The 13,790-nt window shown below is 65.3% G+C and carries 13 protein-coding genes and 2 rRNA genes; 8 read left to right on the top strand and 7 right to left on the bottom strand.

The genetic code is table 11. The annotated features are described in order from the left end of the window. Positions 1–6: 6 nt before the first annotated feature. Positions 7–1,674: an acyl-CoA synthetase gene (locus tag HWX87_RS37105; protein WP_176051747.1), complete on the bottom strand. Its 1,668-nt coding sequence runs from the start codon at positions 1,672–1,674 to the stop codon at positions 7–9. A gap of 145 nt (positions 1,675–1,819) precedes the next feature. On the opposite strand from HWX87_RS37105, the gene HWX87_RS37100 reads away from it, so the two are divergent. Further along, entirely contained in the window at positions 1,820–2,824 is a 1,005-nt protein-coding gene (locus HWX87_RS37100) for an AraC family transcriptional regulator (protein WP_176051746.1), read from the top strand. A 188-nt stretch (positions 2,825–3,012) separates the two neighbouring features. On the opposite strand, the gene HWX87_RS37095 is transcribed toward HWX87_RS37100, so the two are convergent. From HWX87_RS37095 to HWX87_RS37085, 3 genes are all read right to left on the bottom strand, one after another. Continuing rightward, positions 3,013–4,410: a cytosine permease gene (locus tag HWX87_RS37095; RefSeq protein ID WP_176051745.1), complete on the bottom strand. Its 1,398-nt coding sequence runs from the start codon at positions 4,408–4,410 to the stop codon at positions 3,013–3,015. Between the two features lie 255 nt (positions 4,411–4,665). Then, positions 4,666–6,057 carry an aspartate aminotransferase family protein gene (locus HWX87_RS37090; protein ID WP_176051744.1) on the bottom strand — a complete coding sequence of 464 codons (1,392 nt, stop codon included), beginning with the start codon at positions 6,055–6,057 and terminating at the stop codon, positions 4,666–4,668. An 80-nt stretch (positions 6,058–6,137) separates the two neighbouring features. Beyond that, positions 6,138–7,643 carry an aldehyde dehydrogenase gene (locus HWX87_RS37085; RefSeq protein ID WP_176051743.1) on the bottom strand — a complete coding sequence of 502 codons (1,506 nt, stop codon included), beginning with the start codon at positions 7,641–7,643 and terminating at the stop codon, positions 6,138–6,140. 92 nt (positions 7,644–7,735) lie between these two features. Between HWX87_RS37085 and HWX87_RS37080 the strand changes: the two genes are divergently transcribed. From HWX87_RS37080 to HWX87_RS37070, 3 genes are read left to right on the top strand one after another with little or no spacing between them, the layout of a single operon-like run. Further along, positions 7,736–8,011, top strand: a complete 276-nt coding sequence (locus tag HWX87_RS37080) for a hypothetical protein (protein ID WP_176051742.1) — start codon at positions 7,736–7,738, stop codon at positions 8,009–8,011. After that, positions 8,005–8,604 (top strand): hypothetical protein, encoded by a 600-nt coding sequence (locus HWX87_RS37075; protein ID WP_176051741.1) that lies wholly within the window; start codon positions 8,005–8,007, stop codon positions 8,602–8,604. The genes HWX87_RS37080 and HWX87_RS37075 overlap by 7 nt, the downstream gene beginning before the upstream one ends. 55 nt (positions 8,605–8,659) lie before the next feature. Further along, positions 8,660–9,031 carry a nuclear transport factor 2 family protein gene (locus HWX87_RS37070; RefSeq protein WP_176051740.1) on the top strand — a complete coding sequence of 124 codons (372 nt, stop codon included), beginning with the start codon at positions 8,660–8,662 and terminating at the stop codon, positions 9,029–9,031. Positions 9,032–9,127: 96 nt separating this feature from the next. Here HWX87_RS37070 and HWX87_RS37065 read toward each other — a convergent pair whose 3' ends face one another. Continuing rightward, positions 9,128–10,957, bottom strand: a complete 1,830-nt coding sequence (locus tag HWX87_RS37065; protein ID WP_176051739.1) for a methyl-accepting chemotaxis protein — start codon at positions 10,955–10,957, stop codon at positions 9,128–9,130. Between the two features lie 278 nt (positions 10,958–11,235). On the opposite strand from HWX87_RS37065, the gene HWX87_RS37060 reads away from it, so the two are divergent. From HWX87_RS37060 to HWX87_RS37045, 4 genes are all read left to right on the top strand, one after another. Beyond that, the gene (locus HWX87_RS37060; protein WP_176051738.1) at positions 11,236–11,817 is read left to right on the top strand and encodes a sigma-70 family RNA polymerase sigma factor; all 582 of its coding nucleotides are present in this window, start codon (positions 11,236–11,238) and stop codon (positions 11,815–11,817) included. Positions 11,818–11,829: 12 nt separating this feature from the next. After that, on the top strand, positions 11,830–12,138 hold the full coding sequence (locus tag HWX87_RS37055) for a hypothetical protein (protein ID WP_176051737.1): 309 nt from the start codon (positions 11,830–11,832) through the stop codon (positions 12,136–12,138). Between the two features lie 2 nt (positions 12,139–12,140). Further along, positions 12,141–12,437: a ferredoxin family protein gene (locus HWX87_RS37050; protein WP_176051736.1), complete on the top strand. Its 297-nt coding sequence runs from the start codon at positions 12,141–12,143 to the stop codon at positions 12,435–12,437. Positions 12,438–12,542: 105 nt separating this feature from the next. After that, positions 12,543–13,259, top strand: a complete 717-nt coding sequence (locus tag HWX87_RS37045) for a class I SAM-dependent methyltransferase (RefSeq protein ID WP_176051735.1) — start codon at positions 12,543–12,545, stop codon at positions 13,257–13,259. A gap of 118 nt (positions 13,260–13,377) precedes the next feature. Here the strand turns inward: HWX87_RS37045 and rrf are convergent. Continuing rightward, positions 13,378–13,490: ribosomal RNA gene (gene rrf, locus HWX87_RS37040) — 5S ribosomal RNA — on the bottom strand. A 187-nt stretch (positions 13,491–13,677) separates the two neighbouring features. After that, positions 13,678–13,790 (bottom strand): 23S ribosomal RNA (locus HWX87_RS37035); the annotation flags it as partial.

Genomic DNA, 13,790 nt, shown 5'->3' with positions numbered 1-13,790 from the left:
CCGTATTCAGGGTTGAGCGGCCTTCTCGGCTTCCATCTTGCGCAGCACGAAGCGCTGGATCTTGCCGCTCGGGGTTTTCGGCAGCGCGTCGACGAAGTCGATCGCGCGCGGATACGCGTGAGCGGACAGCCGCCGCTTCACATGCAGGCTCAATTCCTCGGCCAGTTCCCGTGTGCCGTCGAAGCCCTTCGACAGCACGACGAACGCCTTCACGATTTCCGTGCGCTCCGGATCGGGCACGCCGATCACCGCGGCTTCGCTGACGGCCGGATGCTCGATCAACGCGCTTTCCACGTCGAACGGGCCGATCCGGTAGCCGGACGACGTGATCACGTCGTCCGCGCGGCCGATGAAGCTCACGGTGCCGTCCGGCTCCAGCTCGACGTTGTCGCCGGTCCGGTAGTAGCCGCCCGCGATCGCCGGCGTGTCCTGCTGCCAGTAGCCGCGGAACCACAGCAGCGGCGAGCGCGCGATGTCGACCGCGAGGTTGCCCGGTTGGCCGGGACCAAGCTCGCGGCCCGCATCGTCGAGCACCGCGACCCGGTAGCCCGGCATCGCGAAGCCGGCAGAACCGACATGCACCACGTGTGCGAGACCGTGATGGTTGTTCACGACCATCCCGAGCTCGGTCTGGCCGTAGTGATCGTAGATCGGCGCACCCAGCGCCGCGTCGAACCAGCGCACGACTTCCGGATTCAGCGGTTCGCCCGCGCTGCTCACCACGCGCAGCTTGCCCTTCACGCGCGCCGCCGCTTCCGGTCCGGCCGCCATCAGCATCCGGTACGCGGTCGGCGAGCCGGCCAGGCTCGTGATGCCGAGCCGTTCGATCACGTCGTACGTGCTTTCGACCGTGAAGCTGCCTTCGTAGAGCGTCGTCGCATGGCCGAGCACCAGCGGGCCCGTGATCGCGTAATAGAGGCCGTACGCCCAGCCCGGATCGGCGATGTTCCAGAACCGGTCGCCTGCGCGCAGGTCGACCGCGTCGCGCGTGTACGCACCGAACGCGAGCAGCGCGAACAGCGGCACCGGCACGCCCTTCGGCAAGCCCGTCGTGCCCGACGTCGACATCATCATGAACAGGTCCGTGCCCTTGCGCAGCACGGGTTCGAACGTATCGGACTGCGCATCGAGCGCCGCGCGGAAATCGATGTCACGTTCGGGCAACGTGTCACCCGGTTCGCGCACCGTCGCGACCGGCGGGCAATCGGCGATCTCGTCGAGCTTCGCGCGATTCGCGACGTTGGTCACGACGAGCCGCGCATCGCTCATGCGCAACCGGTGCTCGATCGCCTTCGGGCCGAACGCGGTGAACAGCGGCTGATAGACGGCGCCCGCGCGCCACGTGCCGAGGATCGTCGCGACCAGCTCCGGCGTGCGCGGCAGCAGGCCGGCCACGACATCGCCCGGCTTCACGCCCTGCGCGACGAGCAGGTTCGCGACCCGGGCCGACAACGCCTGCATCTGCGCGAACGTGAAGCGGTGGTGCTGCCCGCCGAGGTCGATCCAGTCGAGTGCGACCGCGTCCGCCGTCGCGTGCCGGTCGCAGCATTCGACGCACGCGTTCAGGCCGCGTTCCAGGTCGCCGTGCAGCTGCGCGGCAGCGGTCTCGATACTGAACCGGGCCACGGCGTCGACGTAGGCCGGCACCGCCCGGGCGGTAGCTCCATCAGGCATGCGTGTCTCCTGTGCGTTATGGCCACCGGCGAGCCAGGGGCGCGACGGAGGATATATCGATAGTAGACAGCCCGCACATTGCAATCAATGACAAACAGAATCTAGAATCGTGATCGCTTTTGCCATGTCGGGAGGATGCGGAAAAATGGGGCCGCAGATGATTTCGCCGGATTTCGTCGACGACGCGCTTGCGTGCCTGCGCCGGCAACGCCTGCCGACGGCACCCGTGCTGCGCGCCGCCGGCCTGCCGGCCGCCGTGCGCGAGCCCGTCACGCCGCAACAGTACGGCCGGCTGTGGCTGGCAATCGCCGGCACGCTCGACGACGAATTCTTCGGCCTCGCCGCGCGCCCGATGCGGCAAGGCAGCTTCACGCTGCTGTGCCACGCGGTGCTGCATGCCGGCACGCTCGAGCAGGCGCTGCGGCGTGCGCTGCAGTTCCTGCGCGTGGTGCTCGACGAGCCGCGCGGCGAACTCGTCGTGGCCGACGGGCAGGCGCAGATCGTGCTGACGCAGTCAGGCGCGCCGTATCCGGCGTTCGCGTACCGGACGTTCTGGCTGATCCTGCTCGGCGTCGCGTGCTGGCTGATCGGCCGGCGCATTCCGCTGCAGCGCATCGATTTCGCGTGCCCGAGCCCCGGCCAGCGCAGCGACTATCACCAGTTCTTCGGCGTACCCGTGCATTTCGACCGGCCCGACAGCCGGCTCGCGTTCAACGCCGCGTATCTCGCGCTGCCGACGATCCGCTCGGCGCAGGCGCTGAAAACCTTCCTGCGCGGCGCACCCGGCAACCTGCTGGTCCGCTACCGGCACGACACCGGCTGGGTCGCGAAAACGCGCGCACACCTGAAAGCGCTGCCGGCGGCCGAGTGGCCCGACTTCGATGCGCTGGCCGTTCGCCTCGGCACGACGCCCGCGACGCTGCGGCGGCGTCTGCGCAGCGAAGGACAAAGCTTCGCGGCGATCAAGGACGAGCTGCGCGGCGCGCAGGCCCAGTCGCTGCTGCGCGGGTACACGCTCAGCGTCGCGGAGATCGCGACCGAACTCGGCTTCATCGAACCGAGCGCGTTCCATCGTGCGTTCCGCAAGTGGACAGGCACGAGCCCCGGCGCATTCCGGCGTGACGTGCATGCGGCGAAGGCGGAGCCTTGAAGCGCGGGCGGATGACACGGGACGCGTGCGAGAGTCGCGGGGAGCCCGTCCCCCGATGCTGATACGACGCGAACATCCGCGAGATTCGCACCGGCGAGCTCGGCCATCACTTCGGGCTCGAAGCGCACGCGGAGCGCCCGCGGACATTCGTGCTGTAACGTCGCGCAGGCGCCGACGCCCCGACGCGCTCAGTCGACGCTCGCCGCGACACCCTGCAGCGGCCGGGAGAACAGCTTGCAACCCGCGTAGTAGACGAGCGACGTCAGCGACAGGCCGACGATCCACGACACGTCCGCGCCGCCGAGCCGGCTCGCCAGTTCGCCCGTATAGAGATCGGTCGCCATGAACGGCGCCTGCGCGGCGATCCCGATGAAGTACGACCCGACCGCGATCGTGTTGAAGCGCCCGTAGATGCCGCCGTCCTGCCGGAAGAACGACGCGACGTCGTACTCGCCGTGACAGACGAGGTAGTAGTCAACGAGGTTGATCGCGGTCCACGGCACGAGCACGTACAGCAGCAGCAGGATGAAGTTCGTGTAGCCGGCGAGGAAATTATCCTGCCCGAACAGCGCGATCGCGAGCGAGAAGCCGCACAGGACGATCGCCGTGATCGCCCGCGCGCGCGCCTTGCCTGACCACGACGGAAAGAGCGTCTGCAGCACGGTGATGGCCGACAGCGCGCCGCAATACAGCTCCATCGCGTTGCTCGCCGCGATGCCGAACGACAGCACGACGATCACGAGCACGCTGATCCCCTGCGTGAGGCCGGTGAGACCGCTCACGACGTTGCCGTCGGGCGTTGCCAGGCCGACCAGGCAACCGAGCAGCATCGGGAAGAACGAGCCGAGCACGCAGCCCCAGTAGCTCGACCAGAATGCCGTGCGCGGCCCCGTATCGGGCGGCAGGTAGCGCGAATAGTCCGACACGTACGGAGCGTACGCGATCTGCCACAGCGCGGCGACCGACATCGCACCGAGGAAACCGGACAGGTTCAGCGAATGCTTCGAGAACGTATCGCCCGGCAACCCGTGCACGAAGATGATCCACACGAACGCGAGCACCAGCACGCTACCCGAGCACCAGCTCAGCAGCCGCGCATACGCGTGGATCAGCTTGTAGCCGTAGATCGACCCGAGCAGGCTGATCAGGCCGATCACGACGACGCCGGCATCGAGCGGAATCGCCGCACTCAGGCTGTGCAGCGCCTGCCCGCCGAACACGCAGTTCGACGCGAAGAAGCCGACGTACATCACGACGACCAGCGCGACCACGAGCAGCGCGCCGAACGACCCGAACTGCCCGCGTGTCTGGATCATTTGCGGCACGCCGAGCTGCGGCCCCTGCGCGGAATGCAGCGCCATGAAGACCGCGCCGATCAGGCTGCCGGTGAGCGTGGCGAGCGCGGCCCACCAGAACGGTTGCCTGAACACCGTCGTCGCGAGCGAGCCCGTGACGATCGTCAGCATCATGATGTTCGATCCGAACCAGATCGTGAACAGATCCTTCGCACTGCCGTGCCGCTCGGTCAGCGGAATCGGCTGGATGGTGCTTTCCTCGAGATGAGCAATGGACTCGCCCTGACTCATTTCGTCTCCTTGTTGATGTCGTGATGATTGTCGGTGCGCGGGCAACCGGGTCAGGCCGCCCCGACCCGGATGAGGGTGAGATCGCCATCGAGAATGCAATTGTCATTTGCATTCCTCATTAATTCGTGACCACGAGCACGTCGCCCTATCGCCCGCTACCTTTGACGCCCTATCCTCGGCGCCACGGATAACCGCTCCGGAGCGAAACGCGCTCCCGCCCGCCAGTCTCCCGACGAAAGCGCGTCGCCTGACCGGTCAGCAGTCGATCCCGAGCACTTCGCGCGCGGTCGCATCGACGGCCCTGCGCATCGTGCCGACCAGTTCGTCGATTTGCGCATGATCGATCACCAGCGGCGGCGCCACGATCAGGCGGCCGTTCGTCGAACGCACGATCGCACCGAGCTCGAAACCGACCGTCCGGCTGTGCCAGGTCAGGTCGGCCTCGTTCGCGAAGCGCTCGCGCGTCGCCTTGTTCTTCGCGAACTGGATCGCGCCGACCGCGCCCACGCCCTGGATCTCGCCGACGAGCGGATGGCCGTCGAACGCATCGCGCAGCGCCTTCTGCAGGTACGGGCCCGTATCCGTCTTCGTCCGCTCGACGAGGCCTTCGCGCTCGAGCACGTCGAGGTTCGCCAGCGCAACGGCGGCCGCGACCGGGTGCCCCGAATACGTCAGCCCGTGCGCATAGACACCGCCCTTGTCGACCAGCGCTTCGCCGACGCGCCGGCTCATGATCAGGCCGCCCATCGGCACATAGCCCGAAGTCAGCCCCTTTGCCATGCAGATCAGGTCGGGCTCGAAGCCGAAGTGACGATGCGCGAACCACTCGCCGGTACGGCCGAAGCCGCCGATCACTTCGTCCGCGCAAAGCAGCACGTCGTACTGGCGGCAGATGCGTTCGATCTCCTGCCAGTAGCCGTCCGGCGGGAAAATCATCCCGCCCGCGCCCTGGAACGGCTCCGCGACGAACGCGGCGACGCGGTCCGCGCCGATCTCGAGGATCTTGCGCTCGAGCGACAGCGCCGCCTGCTTGCCGAACGCCTCGGGGCTCAGGTCGCCGCCGTTCGCGTACCAGTACGGTTCGTCGACGTGCGTGATGTTGGGAATCGGCAGGTCGCCCATTTCATGCATGAACGCCATGCCGCCCAGCGACGCACTGCCGACCGTCGAGCCGTGATAGCCGTTCACGCGGCCGATCAGCACCTTCTTCTCCGGCTTGCCCATCACGTCCCAGAAGCGCCGCACCGTGCGGATCAGCACTTCATTCGATTCGGATCCCGAATTGGTATACACCACGTGGCTGAAACGATTGCCGAGCAGCGCGAACAGCCGTTCCGACAGTTCGATCACCGACGGGTGCGTCGTGTGAAAGAACATGTTGTAGTAGGACAGTTCCTTCATCTGCCGCGCGGCGGCGTCGACCAGTTCCGGCCGGCCGTAGCCGACGTTGGTGCACCACAGCCCGGACATGCCGTCCAGATAGCGGTTGCCGTCGTTATCCCATAGATATACACCTTCGCCGCGCACCATCACGCGCGCGCCTTCCTCGTTCAGCGCCTTCTGGTCGACGAATGCATGCAGGTGATGCGCGGCGTCGCTGCGTTGATAGTCCTGCGTCGTGCGATGCGGAAAGTTGGGCGCGTTCATGGGCAAGTCTCCGGTTCGTTGTATGGATAAAAGCGGGGTTGTGCTGCCCGGCGCGGCCGCTGGCGGCCCGCCGGGGCGAATCAGTAGCTGATCCAGGTCGTCTTCAGGCCCGTGTACTTGTCGATCGCGTGCAACGACAGATCGCGGCCGAAGCCCGACTGGCGGAACCCGCCGAACGGCGTCTGCGCACTCAGCGCATCGACCGTGTTGACGGACACCGTCCCGGCCTTCAGCCGGCCCGCTACGCGATGCGCGCGCGACAGGCTGCCGGTCCACACCGACGCGGCAAGGCCGTAGATCGAGTCGTTCGCGAGCCGCACGGCCTCGTCCTCGGTGTCGAACGCCATCACCGACAGCACCGGCCCGAAGATCTCCTCGCGCGCGATCGCGTCGTCCGGCTTCACGTCGATGAAGATCGTCGGTTCGATGAAGTAGCCCTTGCCGTCGACACGCGGCGCACCGCCGCCGATCGCGAGCGTTGCGCTGTCGCGGCCGCGCGCGATCCACTCGCGCACGCGCCGATGCTGCTGCTCGTCGACGATCGCACCCATCCCGCTCGACGGATCGAGCGGATCGCCCGGCATGAACGCGGCCGTATGCGAGATCAGCCGGTCGACGAACGCATCGTGGATCGAGCGCTGGACCAGCAGCCGCGAGTTCGCGGAACACACTTCGCCCTGGTTGAAGAAGATGCCGAAGCACGCCTTGCGAGCGGCGAGGTCGAGATCGTCCGTATCGTCGAACACGAGGTTCGGGCTCTTGCCGCCGCATTCGAGCCATACCTGCTTCATGTTCGACTGCGCGGCATATTCGAGGAATTTCTTGCCGACGGCCGTCGATCCCGTGAACGCGAGTACGTCGACATCGGGATGCAGCCCGAGCGCGCGCCCCGCGGTCTCGCCGTAACCGGGCACGACGTTCAGCACGCCGGGCGGCAGGCCGGCCTCGAGCGCCAGCTCCGCGAGACGCAGCGCGGACAGCGGCGACTGTTCCGCCGGCTTCAGCACCACGCTGTTGCCCGCCGCGAGTGCCGGCGCCACCTTCCACGCGACCATGTCGAGCGGAAAATTCCACGGCACGACCGCGCCGACCACACCGAGCGGTTCACGCGTGACGACCGCGAGGTTGCCGGGGTCGGTCGACGCGACTTCGCCATGCAGCTTGTCGACGGCTTCGCCGTACCAGCTGAACAGGCCGCCGGCGGCCGGCACGTCGATGCTGAACGCATCCGCGACGCGCTTGCCCATGTTGAGCGAGTCGAGCAGCGCGAGTTCTTCGCCATGCGCCGCGATGAGTTCGCCGAGCCGGCACAGCACGCGCTTGCGCTCGGCCGGTGCGCAGCGCGACCAGACGCCGGATTCGAACGCGTGGCGCGCGGCGCGCGCGGCATCGTCGACATCCGGTGCGTCACACGACGCGACCTCCGCGATGACGGCCTCGGTCGCCGGATTCATCGCGGCGAACGTCCGGCCGCTGCGCGCCGGCACGCTGCGGCCGTCGATATGCGCCAGCGTTCTCGGGATGACCTGCGCCGCGAGACGTCTCCAGTCCGCGTGCCGATGGTTTTCTGCTGAAGTTGGGTTCATTCAAGACTCCGTTGTGACGACCCGGCGCTTGTGTGTTGCGCTCCGCCTGGATTCGACCCGACGACCGACGTTGGCAGCCACGACCTTGGCCCATGACCGCCGTGCATCGCGGCAGTCGTCCGGTTGGCAAACTGTCGGTCATCAAAAAGAGATTTGAAAGAACAGTTTTTCTTCTCACTGAAGAGGTTATTTCTATTCATTCGACCGTCGTACAGTGGGTTTTCCTGCCGCTTCCCGATCCCGGTGCCGTTTGTTTTGGGGTTCGATTTCTTCGGCGTTCCGGGGCAGAAGCGCCGGCACGACATTGCGCCGCGATTCGTCCGACCACATACTGGTCGGCCAGTCCGAGCGAGGTGCGTCGATGGTGAGTGTCGATCAGGGAGCCGCATCGATCTTTGGCGTGATCGGCACGGCCGTGTCCTTGCTGGCGGCGATTCCGTACGCGCTCGCGATCTACTGGCGCACCGTGCGCCCGCATCTGTTCACGTGGCTCGTCTGGTCGGTCGTCACGGCGATCGCGGCGGCCGGCCAGTTCGTTGCGGGTGCGGGGCCGTCCGCGTGGTGCACGGCGGCGATTGCCGTCACGTGCTTTCTGACGCTGGTGGCAAGTATCTTTCGCGGCGAACGCGGCTGGACCGGCCTCGACTGGGCTTTTCTGGGCGCGGCGCTGTCGGCCATTCCGCTGTGGATGCTGACCGACGACCCGACGATCTCGATCTGCGTGGTCACGCTGATCGAGCTGGCCGGCCTCGGCCCGACCGTGCGCAAGACGATCCTCGATCCGTGGAGCGAGAGCCTCGCCTATTTCGCACTGTGCGTGCTCAAGTACGCGCTGGCGTTGCTGGCACTGAGCACGTGGAGTGTCGCGGTCGCGTTTTATCCGGTCGTCAACGTCATCGCGTCGATCGGCATCTGCGTGGTGATGCTGGTCCGGCGTCAGGCGCTGTCGAATGTGCGGTAGGCTTTGCCGCTGCGTGCTCCGTCACAGCCCTTCAGGAATGAAGCGAGGATCCGACATGGACGCAATCCATACCGTCATCGAGCCTTTTGAAATTGCGTTACGCGCGGCAATGCTGGTCAACGATGTCGACGCGCTCGATGCGCTGCTGGACGACCAGCTGGTATTTACCGTCCCGACCGGCCAGGTCATCTCGAAGGAGGACGATCTGGCCACGCATCGCGCGAAACTTCTGCGCCTGGAGACGCTCGACGTCCACGAAATGCGCGCATGCGCGATCGACGAGATGATTCTGACTACGACGAAAGCGACCCTCTCCGGCCATTTCGACGGCGTGGCGTTCGGCGGTACGTTTGCCTATACGCGCCTGTGGCGCCGCTCGGGCACTGGCTGGCGCATCGTCGCCGGGCATGCCTCGCAGGCCACGTAAGCTACGCCCGATTCCGGCTGTCCGGGCATTCGCGCACGCGTGAAGGATGCTACGCCCGCCCGTGCCACCGATGGACGTAGCCGGTATCGCACCTCGTCAAGCAGGCTGCAACGTCGATGCACGGCTGTCCTCGAGTTTGAACTCGCCGACCGTCTGCGCAAGCTTGGCGGCCTGCTCGCGCAACAACGCCGCCGCGGCCGCCGACTGCTCGACGAGCGCCGCATTCTGCTGTGTCGCATTGTCGAGATGCGACACGGCCTGATTCACCTGCTCGAGCCCCGTGCTCTGCTCCTTCGCCGCGACGGTAATCTCGGCAATCACGCCCGTGATGCTGCGCACGCCCTCGACGATTTCGTCCATCGTCGCACCGGCCGTCTGGACGAGTCCGGAGCCGCCTTCGATCTTCTCGACCGACGAGTGAATCAGCTGCTTGATCTCCTTGGCGGCCTGCGCGCTGCGCTGCGCGAGTGCACGCACCTCGCCGGCAACGACCGCAAAACCGCGGCCGTGCTCGTTCGCGCGTGCGGCCTCGACGGCAGCGTTCAACGCGAGAATGTTGGTCTGGAACGCGATGCCGTCGATCACGCCGACGATGTTGGCAATCTCGCCGGACGCTTGCGTGATGTCGTTCATCGTCGACACGACCTCGCTCACGACCGAACCGCCGCGCAGCGCGACATTCGACGCGGATTCGGCCAGACGGCTCACCTGGCTTGCCGCATCGGCCGAATTGCGGGCCGTGCCGGCAATTTCCTCGAGCGCGGCGGCCGTTTCCTGCAAGCTCGATGCCGCATGTTCGGTCCGGCTCGACAGATCCTGGTTGCCCTGTGCGATCTCGGCGCTCGCCAGGTTGACGGATTCGCTGAATTCGCGAATCTGCAGCAGGATCGTGCTGATCTTTTCGGCGAACAGGTTGAACGCATGCGCAATCTGCGCGGCTTCGTCCTCGCCGTCGGCAGGCAGGCGTTTCGTCAGGTCGCCGCTGCCGCTCGAGACGTCCGTGAGCGCATCGCGAACCAGCAGGATGCGTTTGAAGGCCGCGTTCGTCATCGCGCCGACGAGCGCCGCCGCGATGACGGCAACGATCAGGATGGCAGCGAGCGTCGTCGTCGCGACCGCGCGCATGCCGGCCGTCACGTCGGCCTTGTCGAGCGCGAGCACCAGCGACCAGTCGGTGCCGGCGATCGGCTGGGCGCGCACCAGCTTGGTGGCCCCGTCGATGTCGACCGCGACAGGCGCGGACGCCGTCTGCAGCGCGCCGAGGTGATCGGAATCGAGCACCGGCGACAGACCGGTCGCAGGCTTCATGATCAGGTCGGTCTTGGCCGATGCGATCACGCGCCCGCTCTTGTCCACCAGAAACGCGAAGCTCGCCGGTGTCGGGTGAACGGAGGTGACGATCGCGCTCACGCTCTCCATGAACAGGCTGGCGGCCAGCACGCCCTTCACCGTGCCGTCGCGCACCACGGGCACCGCGAATGCAACCGCCGGCTTGCCGGTCGTCGCATCGCGGTAGAGTGCCGTCACGACCAGCTGGCCCGCGCTGACGGCTTGCTTGTACCAGGGCCGTGCGGTCGGGTCGTAGCCGGGCGCGAGCGGGACGTTCGAGAACGCGGTCTTGTCCGGCAGGCCAAGCGTCAGCACCTCGAAGCCGCCCGACTTGCCGAGCAGTTTCAACGCCGGCAGCGGGTCGCCGTCGCCGATCGCGATCGTGTCGGCGAGTGCCTGGGTTTCCCGTCCCCTGCTGGCCACCCATTCGTTGATCGCCAGCGCGTGACCGGCGAGGATCGACTTGTGGTTCTGGTCGATGGTCTCGTCGTTGTGGTTCTTGACGACGTAATAGACCAGCCCCCCCGTCACGGCCAGCGCCGTGACCACGATGGCGACGCAAGTCGCAAGTATCCGAGCACGAATCGAGGACAGCATGATGACTTCGATCTCCGTTACCGCGTTATTTGAATGGGGTCGCCGACGGCCGGCAACGTCCTGTTTAACGACAGCGGCGACGGGAACTTAAGGCCTGACTGGCCTGACCAGTTCGGATAAGGGTCCGGCGAGGATGCGGAGCGGCGGGAGGAAGGCGGGACTGATTCGGCAAGACCGGACTTCCGTGCCGACTGCCCGTGGTGCATGGAGGAGATGAGTCCGGCAGCGGATTTTCACGCGCGTCACAATATTCGGGCGCCTGAAACGTCTTCACAGGCATGGAATCGCCACTCACTTCGCACATGATGACCGACCCAGACCGCGACATCACTGCGACGGTGATGCGCGAACGAACGAGGCTAGCCAGTTTCATCCGGCGTCGGATCCGCGACCCGGACGATGCCGAGGACATCCTGCAGGATGTGTTTTACGAATTCGTCCAAGCCTATCGGCTGCCTGCGCCCATCGAACAGGCGAGCGCGTGGCTTTTCCGTACTGCACGCAACCGCATCATCGATCGTTTTCGCAAAAAGAAAGAGCAGCCGCTGACCGACCTGCTCGACGCCGAGGACGAAGCGAGCAGCGAGTATCGCCTGGACCTCGCGCTCCCGGCACACGATGCCGGCCCCGAAGCGCTCTACGCTCGCACGCTGGTGCTCAAGGCGTTGCAGGATGCACTCGACGAGTTGCCACCGAATCAGCGCGAGGTTTTTATCGCGCATGAACTGGAAGGGCGGTCCTTCAAGGAGATGACCGCGCAAAGCGGTATCGCGCTCAATACGCTGCTCGCGCGCAAACGCTATGCGGTCTTGCATCTGCGCGCCCGACTGCAGCCCATTTATGACGAACTGGATATCTAGAGGAGTCGACGGATGAATTTTCGAATCAGATGTGCCGGCAAGGCGCTGCTCGTGGTGATCGCCATAGGCGTGCTCGGATGGATCGTCATGATGCTGTGGAACTGGGTGATTCCGGCGCTATTCGTCGGCGCCCGTACGATCGACTTCGCCCGTGCACTGGGCCTGCTCGTGTTGAGCCGCATTCTGTTCGGCGGATTTCGCGGGCACCGCGGCTGGCACGGCCGGCGCCACTGGCGCAAGTGGGAATCCATGACGCCGGAAGAACGCGAGCGTGTTCGGGCCGCATGGCGATCGGACAGCAACCCGCGCACGGGAGAGTGATCATGCGCGAGAAATCGACGGGCGACTGCAAACAGAAGCCGGGTGTGATTGCGCCGATCGTCGATCTGAAACGTTGCGAGGGCAAGGGAGATTGCGTCGCCGTTTGCCCCGAGAACGTGTTTGAGATCCGACGCATCGACAACGCCGATTACCTCGAACTCGGTCTGATGCATCGCCTGAAGCAGCGTGTGCATGGAATGAAAGTCGCCTACACGCCGAATGCGCAAGCCTGCCAGTCATGCGGCCTTTGCGTGACGGCATGTCCCGAACGCGCGATCACGCTCGCCCGAAGGACATAGCATCGCCCGGGTTCGTCGATGACGGAACGACGGCGCGGGAAGCCTGGCGGGGAGAGCGACCGCTGGATGCCGCGTCGGCTTCATCAATCTCTTCAAGGGACGCACATGGTTTCATCCACCATCGCTCTTCTGCAACGGCTGCACGAGGAGAGCCGGGCCGAAATCACCGCCCGCGCCCGCGCGCAGTTCCAGGGATCGGACGAAGCGTTCCTGTCGCTCGACGAGGAATATGAGGCACTTGCGCCCCGGCTGCGCGGACGGTTTCTCGAGATCCTCGGGCTGTCCAGCGAGGACTTCGAGACCTCAGAAGGCAGTCCGCTATCGTTGGCCGTGTCGGCGGAAACAGGCAGATTCTTGAGCAATATGGTGCTCTCGCAACGGCCGGCGAGAATCCTCGAACTCGGCAGTTCCCGCGGCGTGTCCACCCTGTATTTCGCCGAGGCGCTACGTACGTTGGGCCGTGGCGTGGTCGTGGCGACCGAATGCGATGCGCTCAAGTGTGTACATCTGCGCGCTCACGTCGGAGCTGCGTGCCTGGACGCCTATGTGGACGTTCGGGAGGGCGACGTATTCGACACCGTTGCCGATCTGGACGGTACGTTCGACATGGTATTTATCGACGTATGGGCCGACGCCTATCTGAAACTGTTCAAGCAGATCGAGCGCCTGCTGCGGCCGGGATCCGTGGTACTTGCCGACAACATGTACACGGCCGAGGACGCCGTTCGACCGTACAAGCACTACCTCTACGACGATCCGCGGTTTTCGACCACCACGCTGGACTTCGAATCGGGCGTCGAATTTACGGTTGTCGTTTCCTGAGTGGGGGTGTTTTCGAAGGATTGGCTCTGGCCACGTCGTCACACGCCATTCGACGCACATTTCCGCCGCACCAATGCAAAAACCCCCGCCTTTCGGGCGGGGGTTTCTGGCTTAGGGAGCCTGACGATTACCTACTTTCACACGGGAATCCGCACTATCATCGGCGTAGAGTCGTTTCACGGTCCTGTTCGGGATGGGAAGGGGTGGGACCGACTCGCTATGGTCATCAGGCAAAGAGGGTTGTTGTGCTGGCTTCGCAGCACAACCAATCTTGGAAGAAGCAGTAATTTGGTTGGGTTGTGAGGTTGTATCTCACACGTACGCGGTACTTCAACCGTCGTACGTCGAGTGCCTTGCACTCGACGCTCGATATCCGTAGGCGCTGAAGCGCTAACGGCTATCGAGACAGACTTGTTATAGGATCAAGCCTTACGGGCAATTAGTATCAGTTAGCTGAACGCATTACTGCGCTTACACACCTGACCTATCAACGTCCTGGTCTCGAACGACCCTTCAAGGGGATCTAGTCCC

The sequence above is a fragment of the Burkholderia sp. BCC1644 genome (assembly GCF_902833225.1).
Classification (GTDB): domain Bacteria; phylum Pseudomonadota; class Gammaproteobacteria; order Burkholderiales; family Burkholderiaceae; genus Burkholderia.
Note: the sequence above shows the minus strand (reverse complement) of the source record. Positions and strands in the feature narration are given on the sequence as shown.

Coding starts and splice junctions, on each gene's coding strand:
- HWX87_RS37105 (WP_176051747.1), bottom strand. CDS start 1,674: ATGCCTGATGGAGCTACCGCCCGGGCGGTGCCGGCCTACGTCGACGCC.
- HWX87_RS37100 (WP_176051746.1), top strand. CDS start 1,820: ATGGGGCCGCAGATGATTTCGCCGGATTTCGTCGACGACGCGCTTGCG.
- HWX87_RS37095 (WP_176051745.1), bottom strand. CDS start 4,410: ATGAGTCAGGGCGAGTCCATTGCTCATCTCGAGGAAAGCACCATCCAG.
- HWX87_RS37090 (WP_176051744.1), bottom strand. CDS start 6,057: ATGAACGCGCCCAACTTTCCGCATCGCACGACGCAGGACTATCAACGC.
- HWX87_RS37085 (WP_176051743.1), bottom strand. CDS start 7,643: ATGAACCCAACTTCAGCAGAAAACCATCGGCACGCGGACTGGAGACGT.
- HWX87_RS37080 (WP_176051742.1), top strand. CDS start 7,736: ATGACCGCCGTGCATCGCGGCAGTCGTCCGGTTGGCAAACTGTCGGTC.
- HWX87_RS37075 (WP_176051741.1), top strand. CDS start 8,005: ATGGTGAGTGTCGATCAGGGAGCCGCATCGATCTTTGGCGTGATCGGC.
- HWX87_RS37070 (WP_176051740.1), top strand. CDS start 8,660: ATGGACGCAATCCATACCGTCATCGAGCCTTTTGAAATTGCGTTACGC.
- HWX87_RS37065 (WP_176051739.1), bottom strand. CDS start 10,957: ATGCTGTCCTCGATTCGTGCTCGGATACTTGCGACTTGCGTCGCCATC.
- HWX87_RS37060 (WP_176051738.1), top strand. CDS start 11,236: ATGGAATCGCCACTCACTTCGCACATGATGACCGACCCAGACCGCGAC.
- HWX87_RS37055 (WP_176051737.1), top strand. CDS start 11,830: ATGAATTTTCGAATCAGATGTGCCGGCAAGGCGCTGCTCGTGGTGATC.
- HWX87_RS37050 (WP_176051736.1), top strand. CDS start 12,141: ATGCGCGAGAAATCGACGGGCGACTGCAAACAGAAGCCGGGTGTGATT.
- HWX87_RS37045 (WP_176051735.1), top strand. CDS start 12,543: ATGGTTTCATCCACCATCGCTCTTCTGCAACGGCTGCACGAGGAGAGC.